The following is a 24,881-nucleotide window of genomic DNA, read 5'->3' as shown; positions in this document are numbered from 1 at the left end:
GTCAGCGGGATCGAAGACCGTGAACTCGCCGTCCGGGATGGCCGGTGGCTCGCCGCCCACCTGGTGGACGGAGTGGTGGATTCGGATGTGGCGGCCAACTACCGCCTGAGGGCCCACCGATCCGGTGATCTCGGCCGACTGCACTGGGATTCGACCGCCCGTCCCGCGCCGGAGGCGGGCGAAGTGGAAATCGCGGTCGAAGCCACCGGTCTGAACGCCCGTGACCTATGGCTGGCGCTGGGCACTCACCCGGACGCCCCCGCGCCGCTCGGCATGGAATGCTCGGGCTATGTCACCGCGCTGGGCGACGGCGTCACCGAATTCCGCGTCGGTGATCGGGTGGTGGCATTGGCGAGTGGCAGTTTCGCGCGCTACGTCACGGTGGACCACCGGCTGGTGGCTCCGCTGCCCGAGGCGATGACGTTCACCGAAGGCGCGAGCATCCCGGCCGCGTTCGTGACCGCGTGGTACGGACTGTTCGAGGTGGCGGGTCTGCGCGCGGGCGAACACGTGCTGGTGCACGCTCCCGCGGACGGAATCGGCATGGCGGCGGTGCGGTTGGCCGCGTGGGCGGGGGCGCACGTGCTCGGCACCCGCGCCCTCGGTCGATGGGCGGCGGGCGTCGGACTCGATATCCCGCAGGTCGACACCTGGCGCGTGCACGGCCTCGCCGACCAACTCCACGCGCTCACCGGCGGCCGGGGAGCCGATATCGTCCTCAACGCGATCGCCGGTGAGTTCACCACGCGTGCCGCGGAAATCGTCGGCCCGCGCGGCCGATTCATCGACATCGATGATCCAGGTCAGTCTCGGCGAGAGCACGGGGGACCGGCCGGGCACGGCATCGATTACCGAGTGGTCGACCCGGCTTCGGCCGGTCCGGAACGTCTGGGCACGATCTTGCGCACGGTGCTGGAACTGCTCGGCAACGGTACGTTGGCCGCCTGGCAACCGGCGGTGCACGAGGCGGACGACGCGGAGACCGCGTTCAGTGCCATGTGGCAGCGTCATCACGCGAGCCCGATTGTGCTGCGAGGCAGGACCACCCATCAGGCTACCGACGGCGCCCGAACTGTCGTGGGCACCGGCACCTACCTGGTCACGGGGGGATTCGGCGGACTCGGCGCGGCAGCGGCACGGTGGCTCGCCGCACACGGGGCGCGCACGCTGCTGCTGGTCGGCAGGCGCGGACCGGACGACGCGGGTGAACGGCTCATGGCTTCGCTGCGTGCCGACGGCGTTCGCGTGGTGTCCCGTCGAGTCGACGTCGCGCACCGGGAAGCGGTGGCCGAGCTGCTGGCCGAGATCGATGAATCGGGGTTGCCACCGCTGCGTGGCGTTGTCCATTGCGCGGGCGTGCTCGACGACGGTGTCGCCACCGAATTGTCCTGGCCTCGTTTCCAGGCCGTCCTCGGACCGAAATACCTTGCGGCCCGACACCTGGACGAGTTGACACGCGGCATGGAACTGGACCTGTTCATCACCTATTCGTCGGTCGCGGGTTGGCTCGGCACTCCGGGGCAAGCGAACTATGCCGCCGCCAACGCGGCACTGGACGCATTGGCGTGGCGGCGGCGCGCCGACGGGCTGCCCGCGCTGAGCATCGCGTGGGGACCCTTTGCCGATGTCGGGATGGCCGCGGGGCGACCCGAGCTCACGCGGCGACTCGATCGACGGGGGCTGCCGCCGCTGCGTGCGACGGACGCCACCGCGGCGTTGGACCGATTGCTGACGGTCGACAGTCCTTGTCCCGGCGTCTTCGATTTCGCGGCCGATCGTTGGTACCGCGCTTATCCGGGCCGCGGTACAGCCATGGAAGCGAAACGGGAGTCGATGCGAGACACGCAACCTACCGATGCTGATACCACTTCGCGGCAGACGGCGGGGCGGAGTCCTTCGGGAAGCACTGATACGCAGAGCGATACGGCTCCCTGGATAGCGGTCGTGCAGCGAGTCGCGATGCGCGTACTCGATCGGACCACCGAAATCGATCCCGATATGCCGTTGCACGACATCGGTGTCGACTCGCTCACCGGGATGGAGTTGCGCGCCGCGTTGGCAGCTGAGATCGGCGCACCTCTACCCGTCGGACTCGTCTTCGACTATCCGACCGTGCGTGATATCGCGAAGTTGTTGCAGCACAAAGATACTGACTACCGGGTCGATCACTCCAACGGTGCGGGTCAGGCGGACCATTCGGACCGTGCGGATCATCTCGACCGCCCGAAGAGCGAATACCGGCTCAACGACTCCAACGGTGCGGGTCAGCTCGATCATTCGGACCGCGCAGGTCACCCCGAACGCCCGAAGAGCGGTTACCGGGTCGCGAGCGCCGTCCGTCGCGACCGAGACGCCCCTGACGCCGCGCCCATCGGCGAGGAGGACGACGACCCGATCGTTATCGTCGGCATGGCCTGCCGGTTCCCGGGCGGCGTCCGTACCCCGGAGGAGTTCTGGGACATGCTGTGGGCGGGCCGGGACGCGATCACCGAGGTGCCGCCGCAGCGGTGGGACGTCGACGCCTTCTACGATCCGGACCCCGCCGCCCTCGGCACGATGTACACGCGGTGGGGTGGATTCGTCGACGGCGCCGACGAATTCGATCCCGCCTTCTTCGGCATCGGCGCGGCCGAGGCCAGGGCCATGGATCCACAGCAGCGGCTGCTCCTAGAAACGAGCTGGGAGGCGCTGGAGCGGTCCGGACGGGCGCCGGGAAGTTTGGCGGGCAGCCGGACCGGTGTGTTCGTCGGCTTGTGCTTCAGTGAGTACGCCGGAACACCGACACAGGCAACGGATCCGGTCTCGATCGGCGCCTACTCGGTGATCGGTTCGGCGCCGAGCGTCGCAGCCGGGCGGGTGGCCTACGCGCTCGGGTTGCAGGGTCCGGCGGTCACCCTCGACACGGCGTGCTCCTCGTCGCTGGTCGCCGTGCAGTCGGCGTGGGACGGCCTGCGGGCGGGGCGCTGCGATCTGGCACTGGTTGGCGGCGTCAATCTGCAGCTGGCCCCGGAGACCACGATCGGGTTCTGCCGTCTCGCGTCGTTGTCGCCCGACGGCCGTTCGCGGGCATTCGACGCCGATGCCAATGGCTATGTCCGCGCGGACGGTTGCGGTGTCCTGGTGCTGACGCGGCTGTCCGCGGCCCGCAGGCGCGGCGACCAGGTGCTCGCGGTTGTTCACGGCATCGGGGTGAATCATGACGGCCGGTCCAATGGGCTCACCGCGCCCAACGGACCGGCCCAGCAGCGGGTCATCCGCGATGCCTTGGCACAGGCCGGAATTCGACCCGATGAGGTCGACTACGTGGAAGCTCACGGCACCGGCACACCATTGGGTGATCCGATCGAGGCGACGGCGCTTGCCGAGGTCTACGGCGAGAACCGCGCCGCGCCATTGCTGATCGGTTCGGTCAAGACCAACATCGGGCACACCGAAGCGGCGGCCGGTGTCGCAGGTGTGATCAAGGCCGTGCTGATGATGCAGCACGCGAAGATCCCGCCGAGCCTGCATTTCCACACGCCGAATCCGCTGATCGACTGGTCGGCGCTGCCGCTGGAGGTTGTGCGGGAGCCCCGTGCGTGGCCGGAGACCGGTCATGGCCGCACGGTCGGTATCAGCTCGTTCGGAATGAGCGGTACCAATGCACACCTCATTCTGCGGCAGCCAGCACCGGAATCGGCTCGTACCCCGTCTGATTCGGCGCCGCAGGTACTGGTGCTGTCGGCACGTGACGACGTCGCACTGGTCGAGTCGGCGAAGCGCTGGGCGGACCGGTTGGGTGGGAGCGGTGGCGAGCTAGCCGATTTCGCTTACACCGCCGCGAGCGGGCGCACCCACTTCGAGGAGCGCCTGGCGGTGGTCGCCGAAACGGCGGACGCCGCCGCCGCTCGATTGCGCGCTGCGGCAGCGGATATGCGGTCCGCGGTGCGCGGCCGGGTCGAGCGGACCTCGGCCGCACCGAAGGTCGCACTGCTGTTCACCGGGCAGGGATCGCAATATCCGGGTATGGCCCGGGGGTTGTTCGAGTCCGAACCGGTGTTCCGGCGGGCGCTGCGGCACTGCGATGATGTCCTGGGGCCGATCGCGGACGGTATCGGACTTCTCGATGCCTTGTACGCCGACCGTGGGTCCGCGGAGGTCCTCAGCCGGACTGTGTTCACCCAGCCGGTGCTGTTCGCGGTGGAGTGGGCGCTGTGGGAGATGTGGCGCGACTGGGGGATTACGCCCGCCGCGGTGCTCGGCCACAGTGTCGGCGAATATGTGGCCGCGTGCGCGGCAGGGGCGATGCAGGTAGACGATGCGCTGCGGTTGATCGCCGTCCGCGGCAGACTGATGCAGAGCCTGCCGGATGGCGGCGCGATGCTGGCGGTCGAGGCCGATCCGGCGACGATCGCCCGGCTGCTCGAACGCTACGAGCCCGCGGTGGCGATCGCCGGATTCAACAGCCCGGCTCAGATCGTCGTCGCCGGACCGCGCCGCGCACTCGAGCTGCTGCGCGATGATGTGGCAGCAGCGGGAATTCGCGCGAGCGCCCTCGATGTGTCGCATGCGTTCCATTCACCGCTGATGGACCCGATTCTCGACGATCTGGCCGACGCCGCCCGGCGCATCGTGTGGCGGGACCCCGCGATCCCGCTGATCTCGAATGTCACCGGCGCGCCTTTGTGCGCCGGAGAGCTCACCGCAGAGTACTGGGCGACACATGCTCGGCAGCCGGTTCGCTTCGCCGAGGGAATGCGGGCCCTCGAGGAACTCGGTATCGGCGTATTCCTCGAAATAGGGCCGCAGCCGACACTTTCCACGCTGGGCGGTCGTGCGATCGAGAGCACCGCGAGGTTTGTCGCAGCACTGCGTCGCGGCCGCGACGACCGGGAGATGACGGCGAATGCGCTGGCGCAGCTCTATGTCGGCGGGGTGACCATCGATTGGGAACGCGTGCACCGGCCGCACGCACGGCGACGGATACTCGCTCCGACCTACCCTTTCCAGCGGCAGCGCTACTGGGCCGATCAGCCGCAGAGGGCGCGGGCGCTCGGCTCGGACGAACACGACGCGACCACACACCGCCCCGGAGATGCCGGTCTTCGATCGACCGCTACCGCGCAGGCAGCAGGAGTGAACACGCCCCTTCCCTACGTCCCGCGTCGTCTCGATTTGCCGGGGGATTCCACGCATTTCGCCCTGACCCTCGCCCCAGCCGCACCGCACTATCTGGCCGATCACGTGGTCGATCGCGATGTGGTGGTTCCCGCCGCTTGGTTCGTCGCCACCATCGTGGCGACGGCGCGGGAGGTGACCGGCGCCGAGGTCGTCGCGATCGAGGATCTCGTGATCGCCAGCGGTCTGACGATCACGAAGGACCATCCCGTTCAGGTGCGGTTCGCGCCCGATCCCGATGGTCTCGCCGTGGAGGTCGCGAGCCGAACGGCGGACGGCTGGCGCACCCACGCCCGTGCGCAGGTCAGCGCCGCCGCCATCCGAACCGCCGCCGAAGTCACCCTCGCCGATCTGCTGAATCGTTGCGCCGCACGGCAATCCGCCGACGACTTCTATCGGATGCTCGCCGCGGCCGGTCTGCACTACGGTCCCGCGTTCCGGCGCGTCGTCGAGGTCCGGACCGGTGATCGAGAAGCCGTGGTCAGGCTGTCGGATCCCGATACCGATCCCGGCGCCGACATGGTGCATCCTGCCGTGCTCGATGCGGCCTTCCAGGCGACCTATGCCGCGATGGCGCCGCAGACGGGGGAGCGGCACACCTGGGTGCCCCTTGCCATCGATCGGGTGAGCGTTGGAGCCGTGGGTGGGCGAGTCCGATTCGCTCAGGTGCGCGTCCTCGAGCAGACGCCACAGCTGTGTGTCGCCGAGGTTCGACTGCTCGACGAGGAGGGTGCTCCGGTGCTGATCGCGGACGGTCTGCGAGTGATGCGGATGGCCACCGAAAGTACGCGCGGCGACGCGGCGCTCCGGGACGTCTACCGGATGGCCTGGCAGGACGCCGGGCCGGTCGCATCCGGCGCCGCGGTGGGCCGCTGGCTCGTCGTCGGCGCCGCGGACGGACCGGGCGACGCTATCGCGGCTCGCCTGCGGGCCTCGGGCGCGCAATGCGCGGTGGCGCGGCCCGGCAGCGGGTTCGGGTTCCGCGCGGACGACGAGTTCGACGTGGACCTCGGGGTACCGGCGGCGGTGCGGGCCTTGCTCGGTGCGGCAGGGGACGGGCGGACGCCGCTGCGCGGCATCGTCTACACGACACCGGTGGTCGAGACCGATGCCGCGACGCCGGATCGGGCTCAGCAGGCGGTCGTCGGCGCACTGCACCTCGTGCAGGCCGCGGCCCGCACCGGCGAAGCCGCGGTGTGGTTCCTCACCCGCAACGGGCAGCGAGTGGACACGTCCGATCGGGTCGCGCCGGACCAAGCCGCAGTCTGGGGCTTTGCCCGGAGCGCGCAACTAGAGCAGCATGAAATCGGCTGCCGGATCATCGATCTCGACGAACAATCGGCAGCAGACGCGGACGCCGTCGTCGCCGAAATACTCGCGACCGCACCGCACCGGCAACTCGCGCTGCGTGGCGGAAGGCGGCTGCTGCCGCGGCTTGTTCCGGCACAGCGACACCGACCGGGACGGGACGATTTCCTCGACGCGGCCACCGCGCAGACGGTGCTGATCACCGGGGGACTGGGCGGAATCGGCCGGGCCTTGGCCCGCTGGCTGGTCGACCGCGGCACGCGCAGCCTGGTCCTGGCCGGTCGGGGCGCACCGGACGCCACGGCGATCCAGCTGATCACCGAGCTCAGGGCACGTGGCGCGCGTGTCGAAGTCCGCGCCCTCGACGTGGCCGACCGTGCCGCGGTCGCGGCCACACTGGACTGGATCGACCGTGAACTCCCACCGCTGGCCGGCGTGGTTCACCTGGCGGGTGTGCTCGATGACGGGGTGATCGCCGAGCAGACCGCGACGCGACTGGGCCGGGTGTTCGCGCCGAAACTGCACGGCGCCTGGCATCTGCACGAGCTGACCGCACCGCGCCCACTGCGGTTCTTCCTGCTGTTCTCCTCGGCGTCGGCGGTGGTCGGCCTGCCCGGCCAATCGAGTTACAGTGCGGCCAACGCGTTCCTGGACGGGTTGGCCGAGCTGCGCCGCGCCGCAGGCCTACCCGCGCTGTCGATCGCCTGGGGCCCTTGGGCCGGAACCGGCATGGTCGACCGGCTCGGCGATGGCGATGTGCGACGCCTGTCCCGCCGTGGCTACCAGCTGCTTTCCGATCGACGTGCGCTCGAAATCCTTTCGCACACCATAGATTCGGCCAGCGGTGCGCTCACGGCGCTGCCGCTCGACCTGTCCACCCTGCACCGGTCCGGCGTCGAGCCCCCCGACGTGCTGGCGGGTCTCGCCGGTGGCGACACACTGCCGCCCGGCCCGTCTTCCGTCGCGGTGCAGCGCCCGCCCACCCAGGATCGAACCGATGTCGATACCGAGATGGCGGCACTGGTCCGGCGCTGTGTCGGCCTTGCCCCCGATGCCGACCTCGATCGTCCACTGCACGAACTCGGCCTGGATTCCGTCGCGGCCATCGAGATCCGGGACGAGCTGTCCCGCTCCGTCGGGCATCGCCTGCCCGCCACACTGGCTTTCGAATACCCGACCCCGCGCGCGGTCATCGATTTGCTCGTGCAATTGGGCCCCGCGGGCCGACAGCCGGATTCGCGGCACCGCGACTCGTCCACGGCGAGTTCGCAGGCAGGGCAGGCCCGGGATGCGATTTCGCGACCACCACAGCGCGACGTTCCCGCGGAGACTTTCGGCCCCGGCGCGCCCGCATCGAACGGTGTCCGGCATGGGGAAGATCGGGCGGCGGGTCTCGCACACGACGAGAACGGTGCGTATGCGGCCGCGAGGAGTGACGTGGATTCGGAAACGGTTCGGGTAGGCGGTCTCTCGTTCTCCGCGCCGTCCCGGCGGGAGCACCCGAGCGATGGCGTCGGGGACATCGCCATCGTGGGTGTGAGCGGCCGGTATCCGGGGGCGGACGGGTTGGACGAGTACTGGCGGGTGCTGCTCGAGGGACGCGACTGCATTACCGAGATTCCGCGGCAGCGGTGGGATCATTCGCGGTACTTCGTCCCCGACCGGCACAACCCGCATACCTCCTACACCAAGTGGGGCGGGTTCCTCGACGATGTCGATTGTTTCGATCCGCTCTTCTTCGCGATCTCGCCGCGCGAGGCGGAGGTGATGGATCCGCAGGAGCGGCTGTTCCTGCAAACTGCCTGGGCCGCTTTGGAAGACGCGGGGCATTCGAGGGCGGATCTGGCGCGGGGCGGGTTGCGTCCCGAGGAGGCCGGGGTGTTCGTCGGCATCATGTGGGGCACGTACCAGATGTTCGGCGCGGAGGAATCGCGGCTGGGACGCGGGACCTTGCCCGCGTCGACCTTCTGGAGCGTCGCCAACCGGGTGTCACACGCGCTCGATTTCCAGGGGCCGAGCATGGCGGTGGACACCGCCTGTTCGTCGTCGCTGACCGCGCTGCACCTGGCCTGCCAGAGTCTTCGGACCGGGGAGTGCCGGTTGGCCGTGGTCGGCGGGGTGAACCTGTCGCTGCACCCGTACAAGTTCGTGGCGTTGAGCCAGGGGCAGTTCGCCTCGACCGACGGGCGCTGCCGTTCCTTCGGGGCGGGCGGCGACGGGTATGTGGCCGGTGAGGGTGTCGGCGCGGTGGTGCTGCGGCCGCTGGCCGACGCCGAGGCCGACGGCGACACCATCCACGCGGTCATCAAGGGCACCGCGGTGAACCATGGCGGCCGGGTGAACGGCTTCACGGTGCCCAATCCGACGGTGCAGGCGGCGGTGATCCGTTCGGCATTGCGCAACGGCGGCGTCGATCCGGAGTCCGTGTCCTACATCGAGGCGCACGGCACCGGGACCGCCCTCGGCGACCCGATCGAAATCGCGGGTCTGACAAAGGTATTCGGTGGCACCGGGCGGACCGAGCTGCCCATCGGTTCGGTGAAGTCCAACGTCGGGCATCTGGAAGCCGCGGCAGGCGTGGCGGCATTGACCAAGGTGCTGCTCCAGCTGCGCCACGAGACCATCGTGCCTTCACTGCACGCGACCCCACCCAACCCGAACATCGACTTCGCTAGCACTTCGTTCCGGATTCCCGATCGACCGCTGCCGTGGCCGTCCGGTGGTCCCGGGCAGCCGCGACGAGCGACGATCAGCTCATTCGGCGCCGGGGGATCCAATGCGAATGTCGTGCTCGAGGAGTATGTGGATCAGCGGCCCGCCACCCGGTGGTACGGCGATCAAGTCGTGCCCGTGTCGGCCAGGGACACCGAGCGCCTCACCGAATACGTTGCCGCACTGGACCGTTTCCTCTCCACCCGGCAACCGAACCTGGCCGACCTGGCGTACACCATGCAGGTCGGCAGGCTGACGGGCACCGCACGGACCGCGTTCACAGCCCGCGATCTCGACGAGCTCCGCGCGGCGGTCCGCGCCTGGGTCGAGGACGCGCCCGGCGCACGCGGTACGGCGCGTGCGGCCGCGGACGACCGCGTCGCGGGCTGGCTCGACGGCCGCGAGATCGATTGGGAGACCGTGCGCGAGAACGGACCCCATCGCCGCATCCCCCTGCCGACCTACCCGTTCGCCCGCGAACGCTACTGGATCCCCGACGTAGCGGCCGCAGACGAGGGCTCGGCCGCGGTCCTGGAAACGGGCACCCCTCGCGAGCAGCAGCGCGCACTGGCGCCCGTGTGGCAGCCCGCGGAACCCGACCGCGGTGATGTACGCGACCGTCGGCCATTGGTCCTGTACGACGCCGAGACACCCGCATCCCTGGTCGAGACGCTCATGGCGACGTTCGGCGATCCGCAGCGTCTGATCCGGGTCACCGATGCCCCACATGGCGATGGCCTCGCCCGCGCCGACTTCGCCGCGGGCGCCCAGCTCGGCCGTGCACTGGTGGCGCGATACCCGGACACCGACAGCGTGATCGATCTCTGCGACCTCGTCCCGCTGCCTTCGGGACACCGGCCGACGACGGATCTCGGCCGAATGGGCCTGTACCAGGCAGTGATCGACGCCCGAGCGGGCGCCCTGATCCTGCTGCACATGGCAGCGGGGCACCCGGGCATCGACGGTCCGGAGTGCACGCCGCTCGCCGGATTGGTCGCGGCCCTCGCCGACGAGATCGGTGACGTGCACACCCGAACTGTGCATCTGGTGGACCACCGTGCCACTGTCTGCGCGGATCCGAAGTCGCTGATCGAGATCCTGGGTGCGGAATGCGCGTCGGTCGGTGATGGTGCTCCGCGCGTGCGGTACCTGGCGGGGCGGCGCGAGACCATCGGGCTCGAATCGGTGACGCCGCGCCCCGGACTCGTCGTGGATCCCGCACGCACCTATGTCGTGACCGGCGGAACCCGCGGCTTGGGCGCGGAGTTCGCGGCCATGCTCGTAGAACGCGGCGCCCGGCGGCTGGTCGTCCTCGGACGGGAGCCGCTGCCGCCCGAATCCGAATGGTCTCGGCTGGCCGGCACCGACGGCCCGCAGGCGGAAAAAGTGCGGCGGCTGGCCGCGCTGCGTGACCGAGGCGTCGCGATACGCACCTATTTCGGCAGCCTCACCGACGAGGCGGCACTGGCCCGATTCTTCGCGGAGGTCCGGCGCGAGCTGGGCCCGATCGGCGGGGTATTGCATTGCGCGGGAAGCGTTTCCGCGGAGAGTCCCGCGTTCGTCCGCAAGACCGCGCCTGCGGTCGCGGACGTACTGGCGCCGAAGATCTCCGGAACGGAGGTGCTGGCGGAGGCGCTCGCCGTGGATCGGCCGGACTTCTTCGTGCTGTTCTCCTCGGTCTCGGCCGTCCTGCCCGGCCTCGCGGTCGGGTTGTCGGACTATGCCATGGCCAACGCACACCTGGACCGGTTCGCCGAGGCCCAGCACGCCAAGGGAAGGACATGGTTCCGTTCGATCCAGTGGCCGTCCTTCCGCGGCACCGGGTTCGGTGAGGTGACGACGTCGGCGTACCGGTCGACCGGGCTGCCGACGATGACGGCCGCGGCGGGTTTCGATCTCCTCGACGGCATCCTCGGCGTGGCCGATACACCGGTCGTGTTGCCCTATCACGGTGCACCACTGCAACTCTCGCTCCGCCCGTCGAAGCCCGCCGTGCCGTCGACATCGGCCGCGGCCCCGCCTGCCGTCGACGCCGCTCCACGCGGCGGGCGGGGCCGGGCATATCAAGACTTGCTGGAAATCTTCTCCGACGAGCTGAAGCTGGCTCCCGCCCGCTTCGAGGGGCACAAGCGCTTCGAGGAGTACGGCGCGGACTCCGTGCTCATCGCCTCCGCGGTACGCCGCATCGAAAAGGTGACCGGACAGCCCTTCGACCCCGCACTGGTGCTGGAGTACCCGACACTGGACGCACTGGCCGACTTGCTGACCGAACAGCATCCGGAACTGTTCGCCGCGACATCGCATTCGAATCCGACCGCACCCCAGGCTGCTCGAGGTCCAGCGCGCACAGTCGGCCATGCCGCGACCAATGGCGACGGCGCGCACCGCACCGGCGGGCTTCCGGCATCGGACCAGGGGCGCGGTGGATCGGTGGCACCGATCGCCGTCGTCGGCATCGGCTGCCGCTTGCCGGGCGGGGACGACCCGAACGCGTTCTGGCGCATGCTCGCCACCGGCGAATCCGGCATCCGCGAGGTCGATCCGGCGCGCTGGGATCCGGCGAGGTACTACCGCCCGACCGGTGGTCAGGGACTGACCAATAGCAAGTGGGGCGGCTTCGTCGACGGCGTCGATCTGTTCGACCCCGAGTTCTTCGGGATCAGTGACGAGCTCGCCTGGCAAATGGATCCCCTGCAGCGGTTGCTATTGGAAGCGTCCGTCCTGGCGACCGCGGATGCCGGATATCGCCGCGACGAACTCGCGGGCCGCCGGATCGGGGTGTACGCGGGCAGCCGCACGGCCAACTACTTCAACCGCATCCCGGTCGCCGACCGGCACACTATCGTCGGCATCGGGCAGAACTTCATCGCCGCCCGCATCTCCGACTACTTCGATTGGCACGCGGGCAATCTCATACTGGACAGCGCCTGCTCGTCGTCGCTGGTATCGGTGCACCTGGCCTGTCAGGCGCTGCGCGCGGGCGAACTCGACGCGGCACTGGCGGGTGGTGTCGAGGTGCTGTTGGACGAGACGCCGTTCTTGACGCTGGCCGCGGCAGGCGTGCTGTCCCCGAACGGTCGTTGCGCCACCTTCTCCGAGCACGCCGACGGTTTCGTGCCGGGCGAGGGCGCGGCACTGCTGCTGCTCAAGCGACTCGACGACGCGGTCCGCGACGGGGACCGGATCTACGCGGTGCTGCGCGGCTCGGCGATCGGCAACGACGGGCACACGATGGGCATCACCACCCCCAATATGCACGCGCAGATCGAGGTCATCACCGCCGCCCTCGACGCGGCGGGCATGTCGCCCGACGCACTGAGCTACGTCGAAGCACATGGCACCGGCACCATGATCGGTGATCCGATCGAACTGAAGGCCTTGGCGACCGTGCTCGGCGACCGTTCCCGCGGTCCGGAGCCGTGCGCGGTCGGCAGTGTGAAAACCAATATCGGCCACCTGCTTTCGGCCGCCGGGATCGCCGGTGCGGTGAAAACGATTCTCGCGGTGCACCATGGCGCGCTGCCGCCTTCGCTGCATTGCGAGAACCTCAACCCGCGTTTCGCGTTCACCGGGTCACCGCTGTACATCAACCGCGAGCTGCGCCCGTGGCGCAGCGCCGACGGCAGGCCCCGTGCCGCGGGCGTCAGCTCGTTCGGGTTCGGCGGCACCAACGCACACCTGATCGTCGAAGAGGCCCCTGCGGCGCACCGTCCGGTGCGTAACCCGTTGTCGCCTCCCGTCTTCCGCAAGAGGAGCTTCATGCTGCCGAAAACGGTTCCGAGCAGATCGACCGATCCCGGGTCCCGGATCGTGCTTCCTTCGGCGCCCACCACGCCCGCGCCGACCACGTCCTTTCTGCGTGTGGAGCCGCTGGTATGAGTGGGATCGAGCTGAACAGTTTTGCCACCACCGTCCTCGCGGACGATCCCGTGGTGCGCGACCATCGGGTGCACGGCGTGCGGATCCTGCCCGGCGTGGTGTATCTCGACATGATTATGCGTGCCGCGATGGCGGCCGGCCACGCACCGGCGGACCTGGTGATCCGGGAGGCGTTCTTCCATCGGCCGGTCGCGTTGGACACCGGCGGCGCGGTCCGCGTCGCGTTCCGGGTGGAGGCGAGCAGCGGTCGCGTTCGCATCGATGTGCAGCGGCTCGACTCGGGCGTGCCGACCGGTCCGATCGAGTTGGTCGCCGAATGCGTTGTCGCGCAGCCTGATTCATTCTCCGATCCGGAACCCGCGGAGCCGGGTGCGCTCCGGGCCGCGCTGGTCGCGGCCCGTGGCCTGGACGAGATGTATCGGCAGAGCGGTAGTCGTGGCATCGAGCATCGCGATTTCATGTGCGCCGCAGGCGTTTTCGGTCGCCATGAGGAGGTGGTGACCGCGGAGTTGACGCTCGGTGCGGAAGGGGCGGCGTCCCTGCCCGGATTCCTGCTGCATCCGACGTTCTTGGACGCGTCGACGATCGTGCCCTTCGTCGATCCGCGTCGACTGGGCATCGATGACGACAGCGCGTTCATTCCGATCCACTTCAGCGAGGTAAGGGCGTGGCGCCCGACGCCGGAGCGGGTGTTCGTGCGTGCCGCGGTCCGCGGCCACGCGCAGGATCTGTTGCGGGCGGATGTGCAGCTGTACGACGAGGCCGGCCGCGCGATCGCGGAATACCGGCTGACCTCCAAACGCGTTCGAGGCAGCGCGGATATCCATCGGTTGCTGACCGAGTCCGACGCGGCACAGCCGACGGCGACGATGTCACCGGTCGCGGCTTCGACCGGTCCGATCGGACCGGCACCGGCCCACACCGAATCCGCGCCGAGCCATCGGGCGGATACGCGGGATCCGCTCGCGGTGATCACCGCGGACCTGGCGGCGCTCGTCGCCGCCGAGATGGCCGTCGACTCCACCGGCATCGCGACCGACGTGGGTTTCTATGAACTCGGACTCGATTCGAGCCGACTACTGCGGTTGACCTCGGAGTTGGAGGCGCGGGTCGGTGAACCGCTCTACCCGACTCTGCTGTTCGAGTACCAGACCATCGATGCGCTCGCGGGGCATCTGGCCGACACCGTCGGCTCGCGATACCGTGCGGCCACCACGGAGCCGGTGGCAGTGCAACCGACCGAACCGCATCGCGACAGCCTGATCACCTTCGGATTCGACTGGCAGCCTGCGGATTCGCCACATCCGCGGCGGGAACCCGGCAGCCTGCTCGTCTTCGACACCGCGGACCAGCCGTATCGGCACCGGGGACGGGCAACGGTCATCCGGGTCCGGCCCGGTGATGAATTCGTCTCCGGTACCTCCGAATTCGTTGTCGATCCCGCCGACCCACAGCACCTGCGGTCACTGCTCACCGAGCTGTCCACCCGACGCCTCTCCTTCGACGCGGCGGTGTACCTGTGGAGCGAACGCCTCGCCGGAGCCGAGATCGACCCGCACCGGATCACGGAGCAGGTGTACCTCCCGCTGCGCGAGCTGGTGCGGGCCATGGCGGATGCGCCGGACGCACCTGCGCACCGTGTATTGGCCCTTTCGGCAGCGTCCACCCCGGGAACGCTCAGCAGCGCACTGATCGGTGGATTCGCGCGCACCGTCCGGCTCGAGCTGCCCCGGCCGATTGTCCGGGCCGTACTGTGTGATACGGCAGCCGATTTCGACGCCGTGATCGCTACCGAGCTCGCCATAGATCACGACCCGGCGACCGAGATCCGCTACCGCGCGGGCCGCCGCGAGGTCCGGACGCCACGCGAAATCTCCGTCGCCGCGACGGGAACGACCGCCCCACAGCTCGAACAACGCCTGGTGGCGATGGTGACCGGCGGCTTCGGTGGCATCGGCAAACAGCTCGCCCGCAGGCTCGCCCGCGAGTACCGAGCCAGGCTGGTATTGGTATCGCGCGGTCCGCTCGACGAGTCGGGGGCAAGGCTGCTCGCCGAGATCACCGGCCTCGGCGGCGAAGCCGTTCACGTACGGGCCGACATCTCCGACGCCGCCGACGTCGAGCGCGCCGTTGCGATCGCACGCGCTACCTTCGGACGTATCGACGCGGTGTACCACGGCGCCGGAGAGTTGCGCGACGGTTTGGTCGCCAGCACCCCCGGTGCCGCGGCGAGATCCGTTCTCGCGCCGAAACTCTGCGGTGCCGAGTGGCTGATCAGGGCTGTCCCGGAGGCTCGCCTGCTGATGCTGTTCTCGTCGGTCTCCGCAGTCCTGGGCAATCCGGGCCAAGCGGATTACGCGGCGGCGAACCGGTATCTCGATGCCTTCGCCGAACTGCACGATCGCACCGCGGGATCACCCCGGGTGATCAGCATCAATTGGCCGCTGTGGGCCGAGGGCGGTATGCGCCCGCCCACCGAGCAGATCGAGGCGCTGCGCCGGGCCGGAATCGGCTTGCTGCCCACCGACATCGGACTCGATCTGCTGATGTCGTCCGCGTCGGCCGATCGCGCCCAAGTGGCCTGTGTCTGGGGCGACGCGGACACCGTGCGTGCACGACTGCGTACGGATCAGACAACCCCCGCGGCGAGACCGACCGAGATATCCTCGGGGGATTCCGGCACACCCGCCGAGCCCATACCGCAGCGTAGCCGAGCAGAGGACGAAACCACCCTCGCCATCGTCGGTTTCAGCGGCCGCTACCCGGATGCCGACACCCTCGACGAGTTCTGGCGCAACCTGCGCGACGGACACGACGCGGTCGGACCCGTTCCGGCGCAACGGTGGTGGCTCACCGCCGCCGAGCACTCGGCGGGCGACCCGCCGATGACGGGTGGATTCCTGCGGGATGTGGCCGGTTTCGATCCGCAGTTCTTTCGAATTCCGCCCGCACACGCCCCGCTCATGGATCCGCAGGAGCGGCTGTTCCTCCAGCAGGCGTACGCGGCGCTCGAACACGCGGGCTACCACCACGAGGATCCTGCCGTCCGGGATCGGCGGGTCGGCGTGTTCGTCGGCGCGACCTGGAGCGACTACCGGCTGCTCGGCGTGGAGGCCACGCGTCACGGCGATCCGGTCGCAGTGGCATCGATTCCGTCGTCTATTGCCAACCGGACGTCGTACTCTCTCGGCCTGCGCGGGCCGAGCCTCACCGTGGACACGGCGTGTTCGGCGTCCCTCACCGCGCTGCATCTGGCCCGGCGCAGTCTGCTGGATGGCGAGTGCGACGCGGCGATCGTCGGCGGTGTGAATCTGCTGCTGCACCAGGACAAGTTTCTGCTGCTGAGCAGTTTGGGAATGGTGTCGGACACCGGCAGGTGCAGGCCGTTCGGCGCGGGGGCCGACGGTTACGTGCCCGGCGAAGGGGTTGGCGCGGTCTATCTCAAACCGCTGCGCACCGCCCTCGCCGACGGCGACACCATCCACGGCTTGGTGCTGGGCAGCGCGGTGAATCACGGGGGGCAGACCGCCGGGTACAGCGTGCCTCATCCCGGGGCGCAGGCCGAGGTGATCACCGAGGCGCTACGCGCGGCCCGAGTCGAACCCGGGACGATCGGCTACCTCGAGGCGCACGGCACCGGCACCGCCCTCGGCGATCCGATCGAAATCGCTGGCTTGGCAACGGTATTCGGGGACGCAGGCGGCGATGGGCGGCAGCGTGCGCTCGGCTCGACCAAATCGAATATCGGACATCTGGAGGCGGCCGCGGGTATCGCGGGCCTCACCAGGGTGCTGCTGCAATTCCGGCACGGCCGCATCGCGCCGACCTTGCATGCGGCACAGCTCAATCCCGCGGTCGCGTTCGACACGGTGCCGTTCCATCTGCCGCAGCAGCTCGAAGACTGGCCGCGCGCCACCGTCGACGGCATCGCGGCGCCGCGTCGTGCGGGGATCAGCGCATTCGGCGCGGGCGGTGCGAATGCGCATGTGGTGCTCGCGGAGTTCATCGACCAGCGGGCGCGGCCCGCGGCGACGGACGAACCGGAGGTCTTCGTTCTTTCGGCGCGGTCGGCCGGTCAGCTCCGGCGCTATGCCGAGACGATGGCGCGGCATTTCCGCGCGCTGGATCCCGCCGATTTCGCCGATGCGGTGCGCACGCTGCAGGTCGGCAGGCCCGCGCTCGGGTATCGGCTCGCGGTCGTCGCCACCAGTGCCCATGCGGTGGCAACCGCGCTCGGGCAATACCTCGGCGACCAGGCGAGTCCCGTGGTGACCGGAGCGCCGGGCGCTTCCACGCGGTCGGCGGAACTCGGGTCGGCGACGTCCCCCGAACAGGTGGCACGACAGTGGGTCGCGGGAGCCGCGATCGACTGGACCGAACCAGCCCGACGGATACCGCTGCCCGGCTACCCATTCGAGCAACGGGATTACTGGATCATCGCGCCACCGAAGTCGGGATTCGACGCGGCGGTGGCACGATTCGAGTCCACCCCGCGCCAGGGCGGGATCGTCGAGCCCGGACAAACGGAGCTGGGGCGCTACGCGGCGATGCGACTGTTCGGCGTACTGACCGACCTCGGGCTTACGGCGGGGGAGTGGTCGGTCGAATCGGTGCGCGGTCGAATCGGTGCGCTGCCACGCTTCCGGCGACTGCTCACCAGCTGCCTCGACATCCTGCTCCGGCACGGATTGGTGCGGGGCGAGGGCGAGGCCATCGTGGTTACCGGGCCACCACCGGGAACGACGTGGATGCGCGCGGACCTGCTCGCCCGATTCCCCCAGACCGAACCGTATGTGACGCTGGTCGACGCCTGCCTGGCCGCCTACCCACGGGTGCTGCGCGGCGAGCTGGCGGCGACCGAGGTGCTGTTCCCGCGCGGCGAACTCGATTTGGTCGGTGCGATCTACCGGGGAAACGCGGCCTATGACTTCACCAACGGCCTGCTCGCCGATCTGGTGGCGGCCCTCGCGCAGGAGCGGACCGGCAATGCCGCGCCGCTGCGGGTGGTGGAGGTCGGCGCGGGCACCGGCGGCTCGACGCACGCCGTGGTATCCGCACTCGTCGCCTCCGGTGCGGCGTTCGAATACCACTACACCGATGTGTCGCAGAGCTTCGTCGCGCACGGCAGGCGCACCTTCGCCGACCGAGCCGGAATGCGTTTCGGGGTGCTGGATATCGAGGCCGATCCGGTGACGCAGGGGTTCCCGGTCGAGAGCGCCGACCTCGTGGTGTGCGCCAACGTCTTACACGCGGTGCGGGCGATCGGACCCGCACTGCGTCATGTCCGCCGTCTGCTCGCGCCGTCGGGTGTGCTGGCGTTCATCGAGGCGACCACCGATCTCGAGGTGCTCGCGCTGACCTTCGGACTGCTCGACGGCTGGCACGGGTATCGGGATCCCGAACTGCGAATCGCGCACTCGCCGTTGCTTTCCGAGGACCAGTGGCGCGTCGCACTGGCCAACGCGGGCTACACCGGCGTGCGGGCTTGGGGTCCCGGACTGTCCGCCGACACGGAGCCGAGCTTCCGCCTGCTGGCGGGAGTGAGCGACTCCGTGCCCGCGCTCGTGGCCGACCTGCCGCAGCAGGATGCGGTTGGCATCGCGACCCCGTCCGCATCGCCCGATCACGTGGACGCGGTGGATATTTCGCGCCTCGAGGCCGAGGTCACCGGCATGGTCGCGGAGGGGCTGGGGGTATCGGGCGCCGAAGTGCACCCGGAGCTGCCGCTGTCCGAATACGGCTTCGACTCGATTCTCGCGGTCAAGATCATCGACCGGGTCAATGCCCGCTACGGGTCGTCACTGCGGCCGACGGTGGTCTACGATCACCCGTCGGTGCGGCAACTGAGCCGCCGGATCGCCGACGAGGGCGCGATCGCCGCCGCGGCACCCACGGACGCGCCATCAGCAGCCACCTCGGCGCCCGGCACCGCCACACCGGCCGACACGGCAGCATCCGTCCGCCTCGCGATCGCATCGTCGATCCCTTCTGAAAGGACGGCGTCGCAGTCGATGGATATCGCTGTCATCGGAATGTCGGGCCGGTTCCCCGGCGCCGCGAATCTCGAAGAATTCTGGCGAAACCTCGCCGAAGGACGGGACGCGGTGACCGAGGTGCCGCCGTCGCGGTGGCCGGTCGCCGACCATTTCCGGCCGGGACCGGTGACGCCCGGCAGGACCTACTCGAAATGGGGCGGATTCCTCGACGATATCGACCGCTTCGATCCGACGTTCTTCGATATGGTGCCCGCCGAGGCCGACTATATGGACCCGCAGCAGCGGTTGTTCCTCGAACACAGCTGGCTGGCGCTGGAAGACGCGGCGGTCGATCCGAGATCATTGCGGCGCAGCCGGTGTGGTGTATTCGCGGGCTCGCCCGGATCCGACTACGCGACGCTGCTGCGCAACCGCGCCGGGTTCGGCTCGCACCATATGTTCACCGGGAACAGCCCGGCCATTCTGCCCGCCAGAGTGGCCTACCACCTCGATCTCACCGGACCGTGTCTCGGGCTGGATACCGCCTGCTCGTCGGCGTTGGTCGCGGTGCACCAGGCCTGCCGCAGCCTCGCCACCGGTGAATCCGAGCTCGCGCTGGCGGGTGGGGTTGCCGTCTTCGTGACGCCCGAGTACCACCTGCTGGCCTCGTCGATGGGGATGCTGTCGCCACACGGCCGCTGCGCGAGCTTCGACGCGGCCGCGGACGGGTTCGTGATCGCCGAAGGCGTCGGCGTGGTGGTATTGAAGCCGCTGGCCGCGGCCGAACGAGACGGCGACCCGATCCGGGGGGTGATCCGCGGCATCGGGGTGAACCACGACGGTCGCACCAACGGCATCACCGCGCCGAGCACACGCTCCCAAGCCGAGCTGGAACTCGACGTCTATCGGACCAACGGCATCGATCCGTCGAGTATCGGTTACATCGAAACACATGGCACCGGAACACGATTGGGCGACCCGATCGAGGTGGCGGCGCTCACGTCGGCCTTCCGCCACTACACCGACACGGTGGGCACCATCCCGATCGGCTCGGTGAAGTCGAATATCGGTCACGCCTCGCACGCGGCCGGGATGGCGAGCCTGTTCAAGGTGCTGTTGGCCATGCGCGCCGGGCAGATTCCACCCTCATTGCACATCGAGTCGGTGAATCCGCTACTGGATCTCGCGAATTCGCCGTTCTTCGTCAATAGCGACCTGCGTGCGTGGCCTGACGCGCCGCGGCGCGCCGCCGTGAGCTCCTTCGGATTCAGCGGCACCAATGCCCATCTCGTCGTAGACGACTACTCGTTGGTTCGGGCACCGCATCGGTACACCGGAAGCCATGGACCGCAAGTGGTGGTGCTCTCGGCTCGCACGGCGGGCAGCCTCAGCCGCGCGGCGCGGGCATTGCGCAGGCATGTGGCCGCGCATCCGGAGGTCATGCTCCCGGATATCGCGCGTACCCTCGCCTTCGGCCGAGCCCACTTCGAGCACCGCCTCGCGATCGTCGCGGATTCTGTCGACGGCCTCGCCGCTCGGCTGGCCGACTTCGTCGAAGGCGACACTCCGGCAGGTGTTTTCACCGGGCTGATCCACGACACCGCCGTGCCGGAACATTCCGCGACGGTGCTCGCTGATCCGATCGAGACGGCGCGGCGATGGATCGCGGGAGAGCGAGTCGAATTCACCGGCTGGTCAGCGGGATTCGCACAGCGGGTACACCTACCGGGATACCAGTTCGAGCGAGAACGGTGCTGGGTGCCCGAGGGCGCCGCACCCGAGATCACCGCCGCGGCGACGACAGTCGCCGAACCGGTACTTCGACCCACACCTGCGCCGCGGTCGGCGCCCGTCGCCGAAGCGGGCAGTTCACGGTCCGCCGACGAGACTCCCCTCGGGCAGATCGCGGAGGAGTATCTGAAGGGCCTGCTCGCCGCGTACTGCCGACTGGATGCGGACCGGATTCGCACACGTATTCCGTTGCAGGACTACGGGATCGATTCGGTACTGATCAGCAGGATGAACGATCGACTGGAGACGGACTTCGGCGCACTGCCGAGCACCCTGTTCTTCGAGTACCAAACCGTCCGGGATCTCGCGGGCTACCTCGCCGAGGAGCACCCGGAACGGCTGGTGGCACTGCACACCGAGGCCAGCCGGCCGTCCACGCCCGATGCTCCGGCCTCCGCCACCGCACCGGCGGACCCCACCCCCACGGTCGCCGTCGACAGCCCGGCCGCTCGCCCCGTACCCGACCGGGACGACGACATCGCCGTCATCGGTATGGCGGGCCGGTTCCCGATGGCGCAGGATATCGAAGAATTCTGGGCCAACCTGGTTTCCGGCCGCGACTGCATCATCGAGGTGCCGCCGGACCGCTGGGACCACCGCGCCTTCCACTCCGACGACCCCGACGAGCCCGGCGCCACCTATGCGCGCTGGGGCGGCTTCATCGATGACGTCGACAAGTTCGACGCCCGGTTCTTCGGTATCACCCCGAAGGATGCCGAGGAGATGGACCCGCAGCAGCGGCTGTTCCTCGAAACATCCTGGGCTGCTCTGGAAGACGCGGGCTACACGCCGGACCGGGTGCGGGCGGGCGCGCGGGCGCGCGGACTGGTCGACGCCGGTGTCTTCGCCGGTGTCGGGTACGCCGAGTACCAAGCCTTTGTCGGTGTGCCGATCTCCGGCTATTTCGCCATCCCCAACCGGGTTTCGTATCACCTCGGTTTCAGCGGCCCGAGCCTGGCGGTGGACACGGCCTGCTCGGCCTCGCTGACCGCCCTGCATCTCGCGTGCGAGAGTCTGCGCCGCGGTGAATCCGCCTATGCCCTCGCGGGCGGCGTGAATGTGTCGATTCACCCCGGGAAGTACTTGTTGCTCGGCTACGGACGATGGGCCTCCACCGATGGCCGCTGCCGCTCGTTCGGCGCAGGCGGTGACGGCTACGTGCCGGGCGAGGGCGTGGTCACCCTGGTGCTCAAGCCTTTACGACATGCCCGCGCCGATGGAGACCGGGTCTACGGCGTGATCCGGGGCAGCGCCGTCAACCACGGCGGCCGCACCAACGGGTTCACGGTGCCGAATCCGACGGCACAGGCCGATCTCATCGGCCGTGCCCTGACAACGGCCGGGGTGGATGCCCGCGACATCGGCTACGTCGAGGCACACGGCACCGGTACCGCACTGGGGGATCCGATCGAGATAGCGGCGCTGACCAGGGCCTACCGCCGGTCTACGGCGGAGCGGGGCTACTGCGGCATCGGCTCGGCGAAATCGAGTGTCGGGCACCTGGAGGCGGCCGCGGGCGCGGCGGGCGTGGTGAAAGCGCTGCTGCAACTGCGGCACGACACGATGGCGCCGAACCTGCACAGCGACCCGTCGAACCCGGCGATCGACTTCGGCGCGACCCCGTTCCGGATCATCGGCACACCCACCGCGTGGCCGCGGCCCGACGACGGCACACCGCGAATCACCGCTGTCAGCTCGTTCGGCGCGGGCGGGTCCAATGCCCATGTGATTCTCACCGACGGCGGCCAGCTCCCACCGTCGGAGGCGGATGACCAGCCGCGGCTCGTGGTGTTGTCGGCGCGCGACGCCGATCGCCTGACCGAGGCGGTCGGCCGATTGGCTCGGCAGCTGCGGGAGAACCCGCTGCCGCTCGCGGATGTGGCCTGGACACTGGCCGTCGGCCGGGTGTCGTTCGAGCATCGGCTTGCCGTGGTGGCCACCTCGACCGCGGAACTGGTCGAGCTGCTGGAGAGTGCGGCCGATCCCGCCGCGCGCGTGCCCGCGGCGGGGCTGCTGGTGTTCCGAGGCGTGGCCCGCACCCATCGCGAGCTCGACGAGCTACCCGGTGAATCCGAGGCGGACCGGACCGAGGTGCGCGGCCTGCTGCGCTCCGGCAACCTGCCGCGCGCGGCCGAATTGTGGGCCGGCGGGTGGACCGTGGAGTGGGAACGGGTTTACGAGCGCCCCTTCGGTCGCATTGTCAGCCTGCCCACCTACGCCTTCGCGCGGCGCAGGCATTGGATCGTGCCCGAGGACTACCGACGCCGCACCGAGCCCACCGCTCGCGACTTCTCGCAGGTCGATCGAAACGACACCGGGACCTCGCAACTCGTCGCCAAGACGGTTGTCGCGCAGAGCCCGGAGCTGACCGGTTCCGGTCCGCGTAATGGCCACCGGCCGAATGGTGCGACCACGCAGAGTATCTCGGAGGCGGGCGAGGCGAACACCACCGAAACCGGGGACGGCGACGGCGCCATGGTGGCCGCCTTCCCGATCGCGGCCGAGCCGGAACCCGCCGCGCCCGCGGAATCCGACGATGAGCTGCGCGCCTTACTGCGGGAGCAGATCCGCGATATCTTCGCCGATCTCACCAAGACGGATCCGGCGGAGCTCGAGCTGGACGCGGATTTCGTCGACTTCGGCTTCGACTCCGTGGCCACGGTGCGGATGCTGAACCGGCTCATGAAGCTGCACGAGGTCAAGATTCCGGCGGAGTCGATCGAGCTGTACCCGACTATCAGCTCGCTCGCCGACTACCTCGTCGCCGAAGGGATCATCGCGGCCGCGACCCCGTCGATCGGCGCGCCGCAGGGCACGGCCGACGCGCGCGCGGTCGATGTGCAGGACGACATCCCCGTCGTCACCATGGAGGCACCGATCGCGGTGGAATCGGTCTTCATCACCGGCGTCACCGGTGTGCTCGGCGGCAAGGTGCTGCACGATCTGCTGGCGCACACCGACGTTCGGGTGACCTGCCTGGTGCGTGGCACCTCCTTGGCCGGGGCCGAGAAACGGATCAAGCACTTCCTTGCCACCTACGACCCGGAGGGCGCCCTCGACGCCGCCTTCGCGGCCAGGGTCACGCCATTGCTCGGTGACGTATCGAAGGACCGGTTCGGCCTGGACGAGACGACCTGGCACAGAATCGCGCAAGAGGTCGATCTGACCATTCACGCCGCGGGCCGGACCACGCTCGTCACCTTCTACGACGCACTGGCCCCGATCAACGTCGAAGGCACCAGGCGCGCTATCGATTTCGCGCTCCAGTCCCGGGGCAGGTATCTCGTGTACGTCTCCAGCTTCAGTGCACTGGGTGACCGGCTCAACTTCAACAACCCGCCGTTCACCGAGCGCGACCTCGAATTGGGCCAGGGCTACGACCATCTGCCGTATCAGCAGACGAAGTACGAGTCCGAGAAACTCATCAGGGCCGCGAGCGAGCGTGGCCTGCTGTGGGACATCGTGCGTCCGGGAAACATCATGGGGGACAGCGTCACCGGGCGGTACCCATTCTCGGAGGTGAGCGTCAAGGGCGCCTACTACGACATCCTCAAGACGATGATCGAGAGCGGCGAGACCATGCTGACGCCGGTGTACTGGGACATCTCCCCGGTCGACTATGTCAGCGCGGCGATCGTGCACATCGCGTTGCGCAGACCGACCTATCGGGAGACCTACCACCTGACCAACCCGGATATCCGGCGCTACTACGACGTCGTGCGCAACGTCCAACAGGCGGGGTACCACGTAGATCTCGTGCCGCTCGAGGAATTTCATCGCCGGGTCACCGAACGGGAGATCTATCGCCGGGGAACCGACGAGGTCTACGACAGCCAGACCCTGGAGATGTTCAAGTACGGCATCGAGCTCTTCGGCTACATCCACTACGAGGAGAGCTCCTACGCCGATTGCGCGTATACCCGGCGGGTGCTCGGCGCGGCGGGCATCGACTGTCCGCCGATCGAGCAACTGGTTCAGGTGTATTTGGCCCACTGTGCGGAGGTCGGCTACATCCCGGCGCCGAAGGCGGCCGAATCGACCGTCGAGGCGGCGCGATGA

Annotated in this window: 2 protein-coding genes (1 of these 2 cut by a window edge); both read left to right on the top strand. The window is 69.0% G+C overall.

What is annotated here, in order from left to right:
- Nucleotides 1-13,056 carry the 3' portion of an SDR family NAD(P)-dependent oxidoreductase gene (locus AB0H49_RS10265; protein ID WP_357249571.1) on the top strand. It extends 8,493 nt beyond the left edge of the window, so only the last 13,056 of its 21,549 coding nucleotides appear in the window; its start codon lies off the left edge, out of view; it ends in the stop codon at nucleotides 13,054-13,056.
- Nucleotides 13,053-24,881, top strand: coding sequence for an SDR family NAD(P)-dependent oxidoreductase (locus AB0H49_RS10260; protein WP_357249568.1), 11,829 nt, complete (start codon nucleotides 13,053-13,055; stop codon nucleotides 24,879-24,881). Before AB0H49_RS10265 ends, AB0H49_RS10260 begins: the two co-directional genes overlap by 4 nt.

The organism is Nocardia sp. NPDC050713 (assembly GCF_040654315.1).
Taxonomy (GTDB): domain Bacteria; phylum Actinomycetota; class Actinomycetes; order Mycobacteriales; family Mycobacteriaceae; genus Nocardia.
This window is presented reverse-complemented; position numbering and strand designations above follow the sequence as displayed.

Excerpts from the sequence above, each read along its gene's own strand:
- AB0H49_RS10260 (WP_357249568.1), top strand. The coding sequence starts at position 13,053 with ATGAGTGGGATCGAGCTGAACAGTTTTGCCACCACCGTCCTCGCGGAC.